This window comes from Sulfuriferula plumbiphila, from assembly GCF_009938015.1.
Lineage (GTDB): Bacteria > Pseudomonadota > Gammaproteobacteria > Burkholderiales > Sulfuriferulaceae > Sulfuriferula > Sulfuriferula plumbiphila.
Map to the genome: position 1 here is coordinate 970,472 of NZ_AP021884.1, position 13,285 is coordinate 983,756.

General features: G+C 58.8%; 12 protein-coding genes. 6 read left to right on the forward strand and 6 right to left on the reverse strand.

Features of this window, described 5'->3' with window-relative positions:
• Positions 1–50: 50 nt before the first annotated feature.
• Genes GZH91_RS05175 through GZH91_RS05185 form a run of 3 tightly spaced genes read right to left on the reverse strand, consistent with a single transcriptional unit; the run spans position 51 to position 3,432 of the window.
• Positions 51–1,319, reverse strand: coding sequence for an MgtC/SapB family protein (locus tag GZH91_RS05175; protein WP_223264512.1), 1,269 nt, complete (start codon positions 1,317–1,319; stop codon positions 51–53).
• Positions 1,320–3,011, reverse strand: coding sequence for a single-stranded-DNA-specific exonuclease RecJ (recJ, locus tag GZH91_RS05180; protein WP_147071644.1), 1,692 nt, complete (start codon positions 3,009–3,011; stop codon positions 1,320–1,322). It lies immediately after the preceding gene.
• A gap of 43 nt (positions 3,012–3,054) precedes the next feature.
• Positions 3,055–3,432 carry a hypothetical protein gene (locus tag GZH91_RS05185; protein ID WP_198415405.1) on the reverse strand — a complete coding sequence of 126 codons (378 nt, stop codon included), beginning with the start codon at positions 3,430–3,432 and terminating at the stop codon, positions 3,055–3,057.
• A 77-nt stretch (positions 3,433–3,509) separates the two neighbouring features.
• Here GZH91_RS05185 and GZH91_RS05190 point away from each other — a divergent pair, with 77 nt between their 5' ends.
• Both GZH91_RS05190 and GZH91_RS05195 read left to right on the forward strand, forming a co-directional pair.
• Positions 3,510–4,115 carry a histidine phosphatase family protein gene (locus GZH91_RS05190; RefSeq protein ID WP_147071646.1) on the forward strand — a complete coding sequence of 202 codons (606 nt, stop codon included), beginning with the start codon at positions 3,510–3,512 and terminating at the stop codon, positions 4,113–4,115.
• A gap of 240 nt (positions 4,116–4,355) precedes the next feature.
• Positions 4,356–5,876 carry a SulP family inorganic anion transporter gene (locus tag GZH91_RS05195; RefSeq protein ID WP_223264509.1) on the forward strand — a complete coding sequence of 507 codons (1,521 nt, stop codon included), beginning with the start codon at positions 4,356–4,358 and terminating at the stop codon, positions 5,874–5,876.
• 2 nt (positions 5,877–5,878) lie between these two features.
• On the opposite strand, the gene GZH91_RS05200 is transcribed toward GZH91_RS05195, so the two are convergent.
• Genes GZH91_RS05200 through GZH91_RS05210 form a run of 3 tightly spaced genes read right to left on the reverse strand, consistent with a single transcriptional unit; the run spans position 5,879 to position 8,477 of the window.
• Entirely contained in the window at positions 5,879–6,511 is a 633-nt protein-coding gene (locus GZH91_RS05200; protein WP_147071647.1) for a phosphatase PAP2 family protein, read from the reverse strand.
• 3 nt (positions 6,512–6,514) lie between these two features.
• Positions 6,515–7,360 carry an S-formylglutathione hydrolase gene (gene fghA / locus GZH91_RS05205; RefSeq protein ID WP_147071649.1) on the reverse strand — a complete coding sequence of 282 codons (846 nt, stop codon included), beginning with the start codon at positions 7,358–7,360 and terminating at the stop codon, positions 6,515–6,517.
• A 10-nt stretch (positions 7,361–7,370) separates the two neighbouring features.
• Positions 7,371–8,477, reverse strand: coding sequence for an S-(hydroxymethyl)glutathione dehydrogenase/class III alcohol dehydrogenase (locus tag GZH91_RS05210; protein ID WP_147071651.1), 1,107 nt, complete (start codon positions 8,475–8,477; stop codon positions 7,371–7,373).
• A 179-nt stretch (positions 8,478–8,656) separates the two neighbouring features.
• Here GZH91_RS05210 and GZH91_RS05215 point away from each other — a divergent pair, with 179 nt between their 5' ends.
• The 4 genes from GZH91_RS05215 (at position 8,657) to GZH91_RS05230 (ending at position 13,239) form a co-directional block, all read left to right on the forward strand.
• The gene (locus GZH91_RS05215; protein ID WP_147071653.1) at positions 8,657–10,030 is read left to right on the forward strand and encodes an HD-GYP domain-containing protein; all 1,374 of its coding nucleotides are present in this window, start codon (positions 8,657–8,659) and stop codon (positions 10,028–10,030) included.
• Positions 10,031–10,099: 69 nt separating this feature from the next.
• Positions 10,100–10,483 (forward strand): hypothetical protein, encoded by a 384-nt coding sequence (locus GZH91_RS05220; RefSeq protein WP_223264510.1) that lies wholly within the window; start codon positions 10,100–10,102, stop codon positions 10,481–10,483.
• Positions 10,484–11,099: 616 nt separating this feature from the next.
• Complete coding sequence (locus tag GZH91_RS05225; protein ID WP_147071655.1) at positions 11,100–11,537, forward strand: hypothetical protein; 438 nt, start codon at positions 11,100–11,102, stop codon at positions 11,535–11,537.
• Positions 11,538–11,880: 343 nt separating this feature from the next.
• Complete coding sequence (locus GZH91_RS05230; RefSeq protein WP_232522215.1) at positions 11,881–13,239, forward strand: undecaprenyl-phosphate glucose phosphotransferase; 1,359 nt, start codon at positions 11,881–11,883, stop codon at positions 13,237–13,239.
• Positions 13,240–13,285: the final 46 nt, after the last annotated feature.

Sequence of the window (13,285 nt, forward strand, 5' to 3'; positions counted from 1 at the left end):
GACAGGATTTTTCAGGATTCACAGGATGATCCTGTCCAATTGGTTTGGAATTATGCGTGGAAAGCTGCCCATGCCACCCCCGTGCCCACAGCGATGGACAGCATGCCCACAGCGGTTTTGCGCGCCAGCAGCCCTCCGCCCACAAATAGCGTCAGGCCGGATTTGAATGCCATATTGGCGATGAAGGCCAGTGTCACCGCCGTCACCACCTGGTTCTGCGCCAGCTTGCCCAGCTCGAACAGGCGCAGGCTGGAGAGGGTGATGGCGTCCACGTCGGTGAGGCCAGACGCCAGCGCCACCGCGTACAGGCCCTGGCTGCCGGCATAGTCGGAAAGCCACGCGGCAGCGAACAGTACCGCCGCGTAGAGCAGGCCGAAGCCCAGTGCGGTGCGTATCTCGGTGGGATTGTTGAGCGCCAGATCGGGCAATTCGTCCGGACCGCGCAAGCCGCGCCACAGCAGCGTTGTGCCCGCCAGCCCGAACACCAGGCCGCCGCCCAGCACCGGCAACAGCGCCGGCAGCAGACGCGGCGACACCACCGCGGCGATCACACCGAGGCGCACCAGAACCACCAGATTGGCGAGCAGGATCACCACTGCGGCAACCGGGATCAGCGCCGCGTTGGCACGCGCGTGGCGGGCGAACACCAGCGTGGTGGCGGTGCTCGATACCAGGCCGCCGAGCAGCCCCATCAGGGGCGCACCGTGGCGCTGCCCGGCGATGCGCAGCGCGGTGTAGCCAGCCAGGCTGACGCCGGAAATCAGCACCACCATCCACCATATCTGATACGGATTGAGCGCACGGTAAGGACCGTAATCCTGATTCGGCAGCAGGGGCAGGATCACCAGCGACAACACCGCGAACTGCAGGAAGGAAATCAGGTCGCGCCGCGTAAGGCTGCGCGTGATGCCGTGCAGTTCAGTCTTGAAGTAGAGCAGCACGGTGGAGACGATGGCGAGCATCACCGCCAGCTGGTGGTAGCCATACCACACCAGCGCGCCCAGCCCGTAGCACAGGGCGATGGCCGCCACCGTGGTGGTGCCGGGATCGTCCCCGAGGTCCGGGGCGCGGGCGTAAGCCGCCACCATCATGCCGCCCACCACCAGCAGGCCACCGGCCAGCACCCAGGCGGTGTCGGTTTGCTCCGACAATAAAGCCGCCAGCGTGCCGAACAGCGCCACCAGGGTGAAGGTGCGCAACCCGGCCTTGGCGCTGGGTGCGCGCTCGCGTTCCAGGCCGATCAGCATGCCGATGGCCAGGCTGATGGCGAAGGCGGGCAGATGTTCCAGGCCGCCGTCAGTAATGGATCCGGTGTTGATTCAGGTCTCCTCGGCCCAGTGCTCGAGCTTCAATTGCAGACTGGCCGAGCCGTTGTAGATGTTCATTTCGGGCCGGTACACGGCCTGAATGTGTTCGGGCAGCGGCTGGTCGCGGAAAAACAGGATGCTCTCGAACAGCCGTCCGGCCATTTCCAGGCGCAGTTTCAGGTGTTTTTCTCCCACCACACGCTGCTGCGCGACGCGGAACACGCCGCTGAAGCTGGGCGCGGGGAAACCTTGCCCCCACACCTGGCCGTCGAGTGCCTGAACGAGTTCAAGATTCAAGGTTTCCAGCGGCAACTCGCCGTCGGTTTCGATCACTTTCGCCAGATCACCGGGCGACAGCAGCCCTTGCACGGTTTCCTCGAACAGCGCGGCAAAACGGGCAAAATCGGCCTCGCGGATGGACAGCCCGGCCGCCGCTGCATGGCCGCCAAATTTGAGAATCAGGTCGGGTGCGCGCTTGGACACGATGTCCAGCGCGTCGCGCAAATGCAGTGCGCCGATGGAACGGCCGGAGCCTTTGATCTCGCCGTCGTTGCCGCGCGCAAAGCACACTGCGGGACGATGGAATTTGTCCTTGAGACGCGAGGCGAGGATGCCGATCACGCCCTGGTGCCAGCCCGCGTCGAACAGCGCCAGGCTGTAGCTGTCGGTGGTCTCGATGGCGTCGAGTGAGGCCAGCGCGGTTTCCTGCATGTCGGCTTCGATACTGCGGCGCTCGGCGTTGAGTGCGTGCAGGCGCTGGGCGATGGCGAGCGCGGCGGTGTCGTCATCGGTGAGCAGGCAGGAAATACCCAAGGACATGTCCTCCAGCCGCCCGGCAGCGTTGAGGCGTGGCCCCACCGTGAAACCGAGATCAAACGCCGACGCCCGCGCAGGATCACGTCCGGCGGCATGAAACAGCGCGCGGATACCGGCACACGCCCGCCCCGCACGCATGCGGCGCAGACCCTGCTCAACCAGGATGCGGTTGTTGGCGTCCAGCCGTACCACGTCAGCCACCGTGCCCAGCGCCACGATGTCGAGCAGTTGCGCCAAATTGGGCAGTGTGTCTGCGGTGAACACGCCGCGTGAGCGCAATTCGGCGCGCAGCGCCAGCAACACGTAAAACATCACCCCCACCCCGGCCAGATTCTTGCTGGGGAAGGGGCAACCCGGCTGGTTGGGATTGACGATCAGCGCCTCGGGCAACGCGTCACCGGGCAGGTGGTGGTCGGTGACCAGCACTTCGATGCCCAGCCGTTTTGCCTCGGCCACGCCGGCCACGCTGGCGATGCCGTTGTCCACGGTGACGATCAGAGCGGGGCGGCGTTCGGCAGCCAGGCGCACGATTTCGGGTGTGAGGCCGTAGCCGTACTCAAACCGGTTCGGCACCAGATAATCTGCTCTGCCGCCCAGCAACGCGAGCCCGCGCAGTGCCACGGCGCAGGCAGTGGCGCCGTCGGCATCGTAATCCGCCACCACCAAAACCCGCTCCTGCCGGGTGATGGCATCTGCCAGGCGCCGGGCTGCGGCATGAATGTTTTTGAGAGAATCGAAGGAAATTAGCCCGGTGAGCTGGGTTTCCAGCTGCACCGGCCGGACTATGCCGCGTGCCGCATAAATGCGCGCGAGCACCGGATGCAGGCCGCTGGCAGCAAGCGTGCGGGCGGCGGATTCGGGGTAGGGGCGGGGAGTGATTCTGACCATGCCCGCAGTTTACCTTTAACCCCGACGTTTCATGAATTGACGCTTACTCGACGACGCGAACATCTTTGACGAAATACTCGGTCTCTGCGAAGCAGGTGGACGGCACACCTACATGCTGGTCATAAGTCAGGCTCACACGCTTGCCCAGGCTTTTGTTGATCTTGTCCGCCACGGCGGCGTCAGGCACCGTGAAGTAGAATTTTTCGCTCAGCGTTCCCGGCATGGTGACCATCGCCAGTTCACCTTCCCAGGTCTTGCACAGCCAGCCTTTTTTGGAAAATTTCTGCACATATCCCGCACGGTCTCCGGACGAATACGACCAGTTCAGCACCACCCAGGTATAAGCGGCAAACAACGCCAGCGGCACGATGACTAAGCCTGCGACCCACGGCCACGCGCGCCGTTGTTTGGATTGCTGCATGGTTTTTCTCCTCGGATTGGCCGCATCATTCTAACGCGATTGAGCCGCTATAATCGCGCTTTGTTTCAGGAGCTGACATGCTGACCACTATCGACCTGATCCGTCACGGCGAGCCCGTGGGCGGACGCAAATATCGCGGCCAAACCGACGACCCGCTGTCGGAAAAAGGCTGGGCGCAGATGTGGAATGCAGTGGGTGATTATGCTCAATGGCAACGCATCGTCACCTCGCCGCTCAGCCGCTGCCTGGCTTTTGCCGATGCACTGGCTGAGACGCGCGGCATCCCGGTCAGCGTGGAAGCGCGCTTCCAGGAAATTACCTTCGGTGTCTGGGAAGGCCAAACCGCCGCACAACTCACTGCCCATCATCCTGACTTGCTGTTCGACTTCAAATGCGACCCGCTAGCACATCGCCCGGCTGGCGCGGAGCTGCTGACGGATTTTCATGCCCGTGTCACGGCCGGCTGGCAAGCCATGCTCGATGCGCATTCCGGCGAGCACCTGCTGGTGGTGTGTCATGCGGGCGTGATCCGCATGTTGCTGGCCAGTGTGCTGGGCATGCCCGCTCACAATGCCTACCGCATCCAGGTGGGCAGTGCCGCCATCTCGCGCATCACGGTGGAGGCGCGCCACGGACAGCGCCTGGCGACGCTGATGTTTCATGACGGCGTGCTGTCCGAGTAGTGATGGCGCCCGTCCATGACAATGCAACAAGCTTGTGGGATAATCGCGCCTGATTCAGCCAGCTTGATCCTGACCCGTCCGATGTAATTCCGCGCATCGCCCCCTCGTTTCTGCGTTTCATCAGCTTTCCCTGCGAGCAGCCAGGGGAACGCATTACCCGCCGCATTGTGTTGCCGTCTGTCGCGCCGAGTCCGATTCGGGCAGCGCGAACGGCTGTGCTATCCGTTTCTGGAGAAAATATTGACCAAGCTCAATCCACAAGAAATTAAAATCAACCTGCTCAGCGGCCTCACCGTGGCGCTGGCGATGGTGCCCGAGGCGATTGCGTTTGCGCTGGTGGCGCATGTCTCGCCCCTGACCGGTTTGTATGCCGCCTTTATCGTCGCGCTGATTACCTCGGCTTTCGGTGGCCACCCTGGCATGATCTCGGGCGCGACTGGCGCCCTGGCGGTGGTGATCGTGGCGCTGGTGGTCACGCATGGCGTGGAGTATCTGTTCGCTACTGTAGTGCTGATGGGCGTGCTGCAAATGCTGTTCGCCTTTGCCAAACTCGGCAAGCTCATCCGCATGGTGCCGCATCCGGTGATGCTGGGCTTCGTTAACGGGCTGGCCATCGTTATCTTTATGGCGCAGTTCGGGCATTTCAAAACCCTGGGAGCGGAGGGTAATCAGCACTGGATGAGCGGTACGCCGCTCTACACCATGCTCGGCCTGATTGCGCTGACCATGGCGATTATTTATCTGCTGCCGAAATTCACCAGGGCCATCCCCGCCACGCTGGCGGGGATTCTGGTGGTGGCGGTGCTGGTGGCGGCGCTGGGCATTGAAACCAGAACCGTGGGTGATCTGGGTTCCATTGCTGGCGGGTTGCCCAGCTTCCATCTGCCCGACGTGCCGCTGAATTGGGAAACCTTGCGCATCGTGTTTCCGTATGCGCTGATCCTGGCTGCAATCGGCCTGATCGAGACGCTGCTGACGCTGAACCTGATTGACGGGATGACCGACACCCGCGGCAAGCCCGATCGCGAATCCATGGCGCAGGGTGCGGCCAACGTGGTCACCGGATTTTTCGGCGGCATGGGCGGCTGCGCCCTGATCGGTCAGAGCATGATCAACGTGAATAGCGGCGCGATCCGACGCCTGTCCGGGATGGCCACCGCGCTGTTTTTGCTGTCGTTCATCCTGTTCGCTGCCAGCTGGATTGAACGCATCCCGCTGGCAGCGCTCATCGGCGTGATGTTCGTGGTCGCAGAACAGACTTTTGAATGGGGCAGCCTGCAAGCCCTGCGCAAGATACCCCGCGACGACGCTTTCATTGTCGTCGCGGTGACGCTGATTACCGTGCTCACCGACCTGGCGATCGCGGTGTTGGTGGGCGTGATGATCGCTGCGCTGGTGTTTGCCTGGCAACATGCCAAACGCATCGGGGTGGCAGCCTATATTGACCCGCAGGGCTGGAAAGTCTATGAACTGGAAGGCACGCTGTTCTTTGCCTCGACAGCGGCATTTCAAAACCTGTTCACACCCGGAGACGACCCGCAGGACGTGGTGATCGAGTTCCACAACGCGCGCGTCAAGGATCACTCGGCCATTGTCGCCATCGACAGGTTGGCCGGGCGTTACCGCCAGGCGGGCAAGCGCTTGCACCTGCGCCACCTCGGTCCGGATTGCCTGGAGTTGCTGGAAAAGGCGGGGGACATGGTCGAGGTCAACGTGCTCGAAGATACGCATTATCATATTGCCGACCCCAAGCCGGGGTGACGCTAATACGACTGGAAGTGCACGGACCGCGGTTTCCAGCCGATGCGGGTGAACGGCTGATCGTGTCCCGCTAGGGCAAGTGCCACGTCTTCAATCCAGCGCTCGGTGGGAACCGGCTTCAGACAGGAAGCGGCCACTACGGCCAGCAGCCCGGCTGCCAGCACCCCACGGCTGACGGGAAAGGCTTTGAGCGAAGCCGCACTGCGCAGAAAAACCAGGCTGATCAAACCACCCAGCACGCAGCCTGCCACCGTCTCTGAAATCGAATGTGCGTGAATCACCACGCGCGATATGTCGATGGCAATGGCGACGCCAAACCCCGTCGTCACGCCCAGCATGCGCACCAATGGTGCGGTACGCAGCAGCACCAGATAAAACAGTACCGGATACACCGCAGTCGCGCGCATGGCGTGGCCGCTGATGCCGGTAAAATCCAGCACACGGATGCCTAATCCCCAGCCTATGAATGCGATTTTCGTCGCCACCACCAATGCCATGCCGCCGATAAACAGTACCCACCACCAGGCAGCCAGCCGCCAGGCACGTCCCATCATCAGCCAGGCAGTAATGGCGGCCGCTGCCGGCGCGGTCACGACAATGCCGCCGAAGCTGGTCAGTTTGAGCCAGGAGATCATGTGTTATGCACTGAGAATGCGCTGGTGGAACGCGAGGTGGTCTTCGATAAATGTGGCTATAAAGTAGTAGCTGTGGTCGTAACCGGCGTGTCGACGCAGGGTAAGCGGCTGTTGTGCGACTGCGCACGCCGCTTCAAATTCATCCGGCAGCAGTTGTTCCTGCAAGAATCTGTCGTCCAGCCCCTGGTCGATCAGGATACCGTGCGGGAAGGGCAGCGTCCGTTTTTTCATCAGTTCGGTGGCATCGTATTGCTGCCAGTCGGCCTGATCGGAACCGAGATAGCTGGTGAAGGCTTTCTGCCCCCACGGGCACTGCGCTGGTGCAACCACGGGCGCAAATGCCGACACCGAGCGATAAATATCCGGGTTGCGCAGCGCCAGCACCAGCGCCCCATGCCCGCCCATGGAATGACCGGACACGCCGATACGGTCTGCGCGCGCCGGGAATGCGTCGAGGATCAAACGGCGTAGCTCCTGTGTGACATAGCTGTGCATTTTGAAGTGCCGGTGCCACGGCGCTTGTGTCGCATCCACATAAAACCCCGCGCCCTCGCCGAAATCCCAGCTGTCCGTTGCGCCCGCAATACCTGTGTCGCGCGGGCTGGTATCCGGTGCCACCAGCATGATGCCGTGCCGCGCGGCAAAACGCTGCGCGCCGGCCTTGATCATGAAGGTTTCCTCGCTACAGGTGAGCCCCGCCAGATAGAACAGAACCGGCACCGGATGTTCTTTGGCCTGCGGCGGCTGATATACCGAGAACCGCATCGGCAGACCGATGACAGCCGAGTTGTGGCGGTAAAACCCCTGTACGCCGCCGAAGCAGGCGTGTTCGCTGATGCATTCGAGCATGGTCAGCGCCTCAGTAAATCACAACGGAACGAATCGATTCGCCGCGCTTCATCAGGTCGAAGCCCTGGTTAATCTGATCCAGCGTCAGGCGGTGGGTAATCAGGTCGTCGATATTGAGCTTGCCATCCATGTACCAGTCAACGATTTTGGGTACGTCGGTACGCCCGCGCGCACCGCCGAACGCGGAGCCCTTCCAGACCCGTCCGGTCACCAGCTGGAACGGTCGCGTGCTGATCTCCTCGCCGCCAGCGGCAACGCCGATGATGATGGATTGTCCCCAGCCCTTGTGGCAGCACTCCAGCGACTGACGCATGGTGGTGACGTTGCCGATGCACTCAAAGCTGTAATCGGCGCCGCCATCGGTCAGCGCGATGATGTGGTCCACCACGTTGTCCACTGCCTTGGGGTTCACAAAATGGGTCATGCCGAACTGGCGCGCCATCGCTTCGCGTGCCGGGTTGATGTCGACGCCGATGATCCTGTTGGCGCCCACCATGCGCGCGGCCTGGATGACATTCAGCCCGATCCCGCCCAGGCCGAATACCACCACATTCGCTCCGGCTTCAACTCTGGCGGTAAAAATCACCGCACCTACGCCGGTGGTCACGCCGCAACCGATATAGCAGACCTTGTCGAACGGCGCATCCTCGCGAATCCTGGCCAGCGCGATTTCCGGCACCACGATGTAATTGGAAAACGTGGAAGTGCCCATGTAGTGAAAAACCGGTTTGCCGGCGATGGAAAAACGGCTGGTCGCATCCGGCATCAGTCCCCGGCCCTGGGTGGATCGGATGGCCTGGCACAGATTGGTCTTCTGCGACAGGCAGAACTTGCACTGACGGCATTCCGGCGTATACAGCGGGATGACGTGATCGTCCTTGTTCAGGCTTTTGACGTCGGGGCCGACGTCCACCACCACCCCGGCACCCTCGTGACCGAGGATGGCAGGGAAAATACCTTCTGGATCGGCACCGGACAAAGTGTAGTAATCGGTATGGCAAATTCCGGTTGCCCTGATTTCCACCAGCACTTCCCCGGCGCGTGGACCACCCACCTCCACCTCCTCGATCGTCAGCGGTTGTCCGGCTTTCCATGCGACTGCTGCCCTGGTTTTCATTGCCTGTTTCTCCTTCAAATTGAACTGATTTTGTGCCCCGATTGTGCACCGTGAAAATTTAATTCATGTGCGAGTATAACGGTTGCCATGTGGTTGCGAATTGGAGAGGTATCCGGCATCGGGTGATAGAGACCGGTTTGCCGGTAAAGTTTTTGAAAAAAATGCCGCAACTGTCTGTTATGGATTTTATCGATGAGCATCAATCAACGACAATTGAGCAGATTTCGCTTTCCACGATTATCGGCTCGCTCAGCTATGCCCTGGATCTGACCGAGGGCTTACCTGCCGGACATAGTCTGCGCAGCTGCTGGATTGGCATGCATGTGGGCCAGCGCATGGGCATGAACTGCCGGGAGCTGTCGCACCTTTATTACACCATTCTGCTCAAGGATGCGGGTTGCAGCAGTAATGCCGCACGCTTGTTTGAGCTCTACGGCGCGGATGAGCGCCTGATCAAACGCGACTTCAAGCAGGTCGATTCAGACAGCTTGATGCATTTGGGTCGATTCGTGCTCGCCCATGCAGGAGTTGGCAAATCCTTGCATGAGCGGGTTACCCGCATTATGAATCTGGCGCAGAATGGCGACGAATTCGCCACCGAACTGGTCGCCACGCGTTGCGAACGCGGCGCTGGCATTGCCCGCCAGCTTGGCTTCGATGATGAAGTGGCAGCCGGCATCCGCTGTCTCGACGAACACTGGAATGGCAACGGCAAACCTGCCCGCCTGCAGGGCCCGCTGATACCCCTCAATGCCAGAATCGCTTTGCTGTCGCAGGTTGTGGATGTGTTCCATTGCGCTGGCGGCATGCCACTTGCCAGGGAGGAAGTCGGCAAACGCGCGGGATCGTGGTTTGATCCTGACGTGGTGAACGCTTTCAGTGAGGTCGAGAAACAACCCGGTTTCTGGAAAGGTTTAACTGACGACGGGTTGCAGCAAAAAGTCAGCCTGCTGGAGCCCGAATCCAGAGTTATCAGGATTGATGAATGCCGGCTGGATACCATTGCCGAAGCTTTCGCCCAGGTAGTCGATGCGAAAAGCCCCTACACCTACGGCCACAGCAGCCGGGTTGCTGCTTATACAGAGACCGTGGCAAAAGCCATGGATATCCCCCGGACGCGGCAAAGGTGGCTGCGCCGGGGGGCGCTGCTGCATGACATCGGCAAGCTCGGCGTGAGCAATGCGGTGCTGGATAAACCAGGCAAGCTGGATGAAAACGAATGGGAGCAGATTAAATCGCATGCGGCCCATTCGGAACAGATTCTGGCGCGTATGAGTATTTTTTCGGAGCTGTCTTTTGTCGCCGCAGCACACCACGAACGGCTGGACGGCAAAGGCTATCCGCGTGGACTGAGCGCCGAGCGTATCCCCCTCGAAACCCGGATTATCACGGTCGCTGATATTTTTGATGCGATTACTGCAGATCGGCCCTACCGCGGACCGATAGCGGTACCGGAAGCCATCGCCATCATGGAAAAAGAACGCGGCACTGCGATCGATGGCGATTGCCTGGATGCTTTAAAACGTTCGCTGCCTGAGCTTGCATTCCGATAGCCGGTTAGACGGCAAGGCCTGTAAACGGCAATAGCCAGGGAATTCCATAACCGCACAGGGGCAGATGTCATGATGGCAACCATCGAAATTCTGGGAAAAAGCGTTCGGGTTGAATGGAGCGAAGCCGCTGAAAAAGCCCTGAATAAGCTGAAAACCCCGCTATGGGTCGAAATGGAACTGTTGTTCAGCTGCCTGATACGTAAAGCTGTCCGGTTCCGGCAAGACGCCTGTCCGGAAAATTTTGTGTCTGTCACCCCGCAACTGAAAGTAAGGTTCCGTCCCGTGATGACCAAGGCTTGCCGCATAAGCGATCTGGGCGGCGATGAAACACCCCTGACGGATTTCCCGATTAAAAAACCATCGGCTTTCGTACCTAAACATCTGTTCATCGACAATCGGCGCGGCCAATGGATCGGTGAGTTTCAAATCGCCGAATCCGGGAAGGGCCGATGATTCGCTGGACAGTGCAGAACTGGAAACAGAACCAAAACCGGCACCGCGTCGGTCTGCTGCGTATGATCGGCTATCCTCTTGAACTCGACCTGAGACTGTCCTGGCTGAGGGGGCTGCCTTGCATCCCGGCCAAGACATACCGGTCAAACTGAAGCGCCAGCTTGTTCGCCATTTTCCGCGTCGCCATTTGGCAACATCGATAAATCGACCCAGGCTTTTGATTTAGTCCGATTAATAAAAACGCTATGGATTAAGTGTCTCCAGCAAGAGACAAGGGCGATTTACCCATCTCTTGAGCCGTTCCGAAGTGCCGCATTCCCTGTTTGATTGATCATGTGCTGTTTATCCATTGCGCGAATCCAGCGCTATTCTGCTTTCCGATTTGAAAATTCAGATGGTTCCAGGGCATAGGCGCGGTTGCTGCATTGGAGGTGTCTGGAAGCGGAGACACTGAGCTCCATGATCAGTCGCGAAAATAAATCACAACTAAATGATTAAAAAGAAATTATCTGGTTGGCATGGGCTTTGCTCATGGTCTGTAGCGCAGGCTTTCAATCTCCGAGCCTGCTGCATGAGTAGATATTTGACAACCGCATGAATAAATTAAGGATCCTTGATGATGACGAATCAAAATTCCCTGACCAAGAAAAAACTGTTTTGTAGTCTGCTTAGCAGCGCTGCCGTCTTCACTGTTGCCGGTAGCGCCTCCGCCGCTGGCCTTGGAGCGGGTGCGGGGCCGGGTGCACATGTAGGTGCCGGGTCACGCGCCAATGCGGGCATGGAGGCGGCGCCGGCAGCAGGTGCTCATGCAGAAGGAGCGGCTGGCGTCAATGCAAACGGCCTGGCTGGGGATCGTATGAGTACGGAAGGCAGCGCCAATCAAAATTCCCAGGTGTTGCCGGAAGCAACTCGCGGCTCGGAGCGGGCCCACGAACGAATCAACCCGATGGCTAGCGAACATGAGCAGGCTACTGATGCAGAAGCCACTTCCAGGCAATCCGTTAAAGCCCATCATAAAGGGAAATCGACGGCCAAAGGCAAAATGCAGCAATAACGCAAAGTGATTGATTCATAACTTAATCTGGAAATTAGGGTTGCCCGCAATGGCCGGCCTGGTGAGGACGTTGCTGGCAACAATTGAGCTGTCTTAGCCCATTTTGGCATTCACGATCACAGCTAACACAATGGATGGTTTTTTGTCTGGGTCTAAACGTGTTTTCGACTTGGTGTGGCCTTGTGTTTGGCTGTCATGATTCTTGCTTGGGATGGGGTAGTGAATGAATATAGTCCAGTAATCTGAATGATATTTGGCACTCCGGGCAAGCCGGCTGGTTGATACGACAACACGGATGTGAGGGGACCTAATGTTTGGTGGCTATGAGCATCCGGTTTTAAGTTTGGCAAAGCGGCTGGTCAATCCGCTGGTTATTTTCATTTCCCTGATCATTGCTGTTGTGATAGAGCAGCAGAAATTCGATGGTCTGCACTTGCTGCTGGGAATATTGGCATTTCTGGTTGCCTCCCAGGTGTTTGACGGCTTTGAGTTTTTTGAAGTGTCCAACCTGCATGGTACCGGCATCGTGACTCATGGCCGCAATCTGTTGGTCGCTTGGGCCCTTGTGCTGGGCATATTGAGTGCAGTGGGGGCGTTCAGCGGGATCATCGAAGACTACAATCCCCGCGTCTTGCTGTTGTGGAGCCTGATTACGCCCGTGCTGCTGTTCATTGGGCATTCACTGGTGCGCACCTATCTTGAGATGTTGCGGAGCAATGGCAGTATCCGGCGCTCGGTGATTGTTGGCGCAAATGAACTGGGACACAAGCTGGCAGACAGAATCCATCAGCAGCGCAGCCTGATGACCCGGGTCGAAGCATTTTTCGATGATCGTTCGGGAGAGCGCTGCGAGAACGAACTGAAAAATGTCGTATTCGGCGGTATTGATGACGTTGCAGCCTATGTGGCCAGGCATGAAATTGATCTGGTCTACATTACGTTGCCTATGCTCAATCATCCGCGCGTGCTTGACCTGGTCAACTCACTCAGGGACACCACCGCATCGATCTATTTCGTGCCCGATGTGTTCATGTTCGATCTGGTTCAGGCGCGGCTGGATAACATCAATGGTATTCCGGTCATCTCGGTATTCGAGACGCCGCTGACCGGCATTAACGCAGTGCACAAACGTGTTTTCGACGTGGCGGCATCAGGCCTGATTTTATGCGCGATTGCGCCGCTGATGTTGGTTATTGCGGTATTGGTGAAAGCGACATCAAAAGGCCCGGTGATTTTCAAACAACGCCGTTACGGGATGGATGGTGATGAAATCCTGGTCTACAAATTTCGTTCAATGTGTGTATGCGAGGACAGCCAGGTTGTCATACAGGCGACCCAAAATGATGCGCGGGTGACCCGCATTGGTGCCATTTTGCGCAGGACTTCGCTGGATGAACTGCCGCAATTTTTCAATGTGCTGCAGGGGACGATGAGTATTGTCGGGCCGCGTCCGCACGCAGTCGCACATAACGAACATTACCGCAAACTGATCCATGGCTACATGTGGCGGCACAAGGTCAAGCCGGGCATTACCGGGTGGGCGCAGGTCAATGGCTACCGGGGGGAAACCGATACCATTGGCAAGATGGAAGGGCGGGTGATTTACGATATTGCCTACCTGAAAAGCTGGTCATTGTGGCTTGATCTGACCATCATTTTTAAGACCCTGAAGCTGGTGCTGAAAGACGCCCATGCATACTGATTAGGCAATGCCGGCAGCAGGTCTTCACAAGGGATGATGGCCTGAA

Excerpts from the sequence above, each read along its gene's own strand:
- recJ (WP_147071644.1), bottom strand. The coding sequence starts at position 3,011 with ATGGTCAGAATCACTCCCCGCCCCTACCCCGAATCCGCCGCCCGCACG.
- GZH91_RS05185 (WP_198415405.1), bottom strand. The coding sequence starts at position 3,432 with ATGCAGCAATCCAAACAACGGCGCGCGTGGCCGTGGGTCGCAGGCTTA.
- GZH91_RS05190 (WP_147071646.1), top strand. The coding sequence starts at position 3,510 with ATGCTGACCACTATCGACCTGATCCGTCACGGCGAGCCCGTGGGCGGA.
- GZH91_RS05200 (WP_147071647.1), bottom strand. The coding sequence starts at position 6,511 with ATGATCTCCTGGCTCAAACTGACCAGCTTCGGCGGCATTGTCGTGACC.
- fghA (WP_147071649.1), bottom strand. The coding sequence starts at position 7,360 with ATGCTCGAATGCATCAGCGAACACGCCTGCTTCGGCGGCGTACAGGGG.
- GZH91_RS05210 (WP_147071651.1), bottom strand. The coding sequence starts at position 8,477 with ATGAAAACCAGGGCAGCAGTCGCATGGAAAGCCGGACAACCGCTGACG.
- GZH91_RS05215 (WP_147071653.1), top strand. The coding sequence starts at position 8,657 with ATGGATTTTATCGATGAGCATCAATCAACGACAATTGAGCAGATTTCG.
- GZH91_RS05220 (WP_223264510.1), top strand. The coding sequence starts at position 10,100 with ATGATGGCAACCATCGAAATTCTGGGAAAAAGCGTTCGGGTTGAATGG.
- GZH91_RS05225 (WP_147071655.1), top strand. The coding sequence starts at position 11,100 with ATGATGACGAATCAAAATTCCCTGACCAAGAAAAAACTGTTTTGTAGT.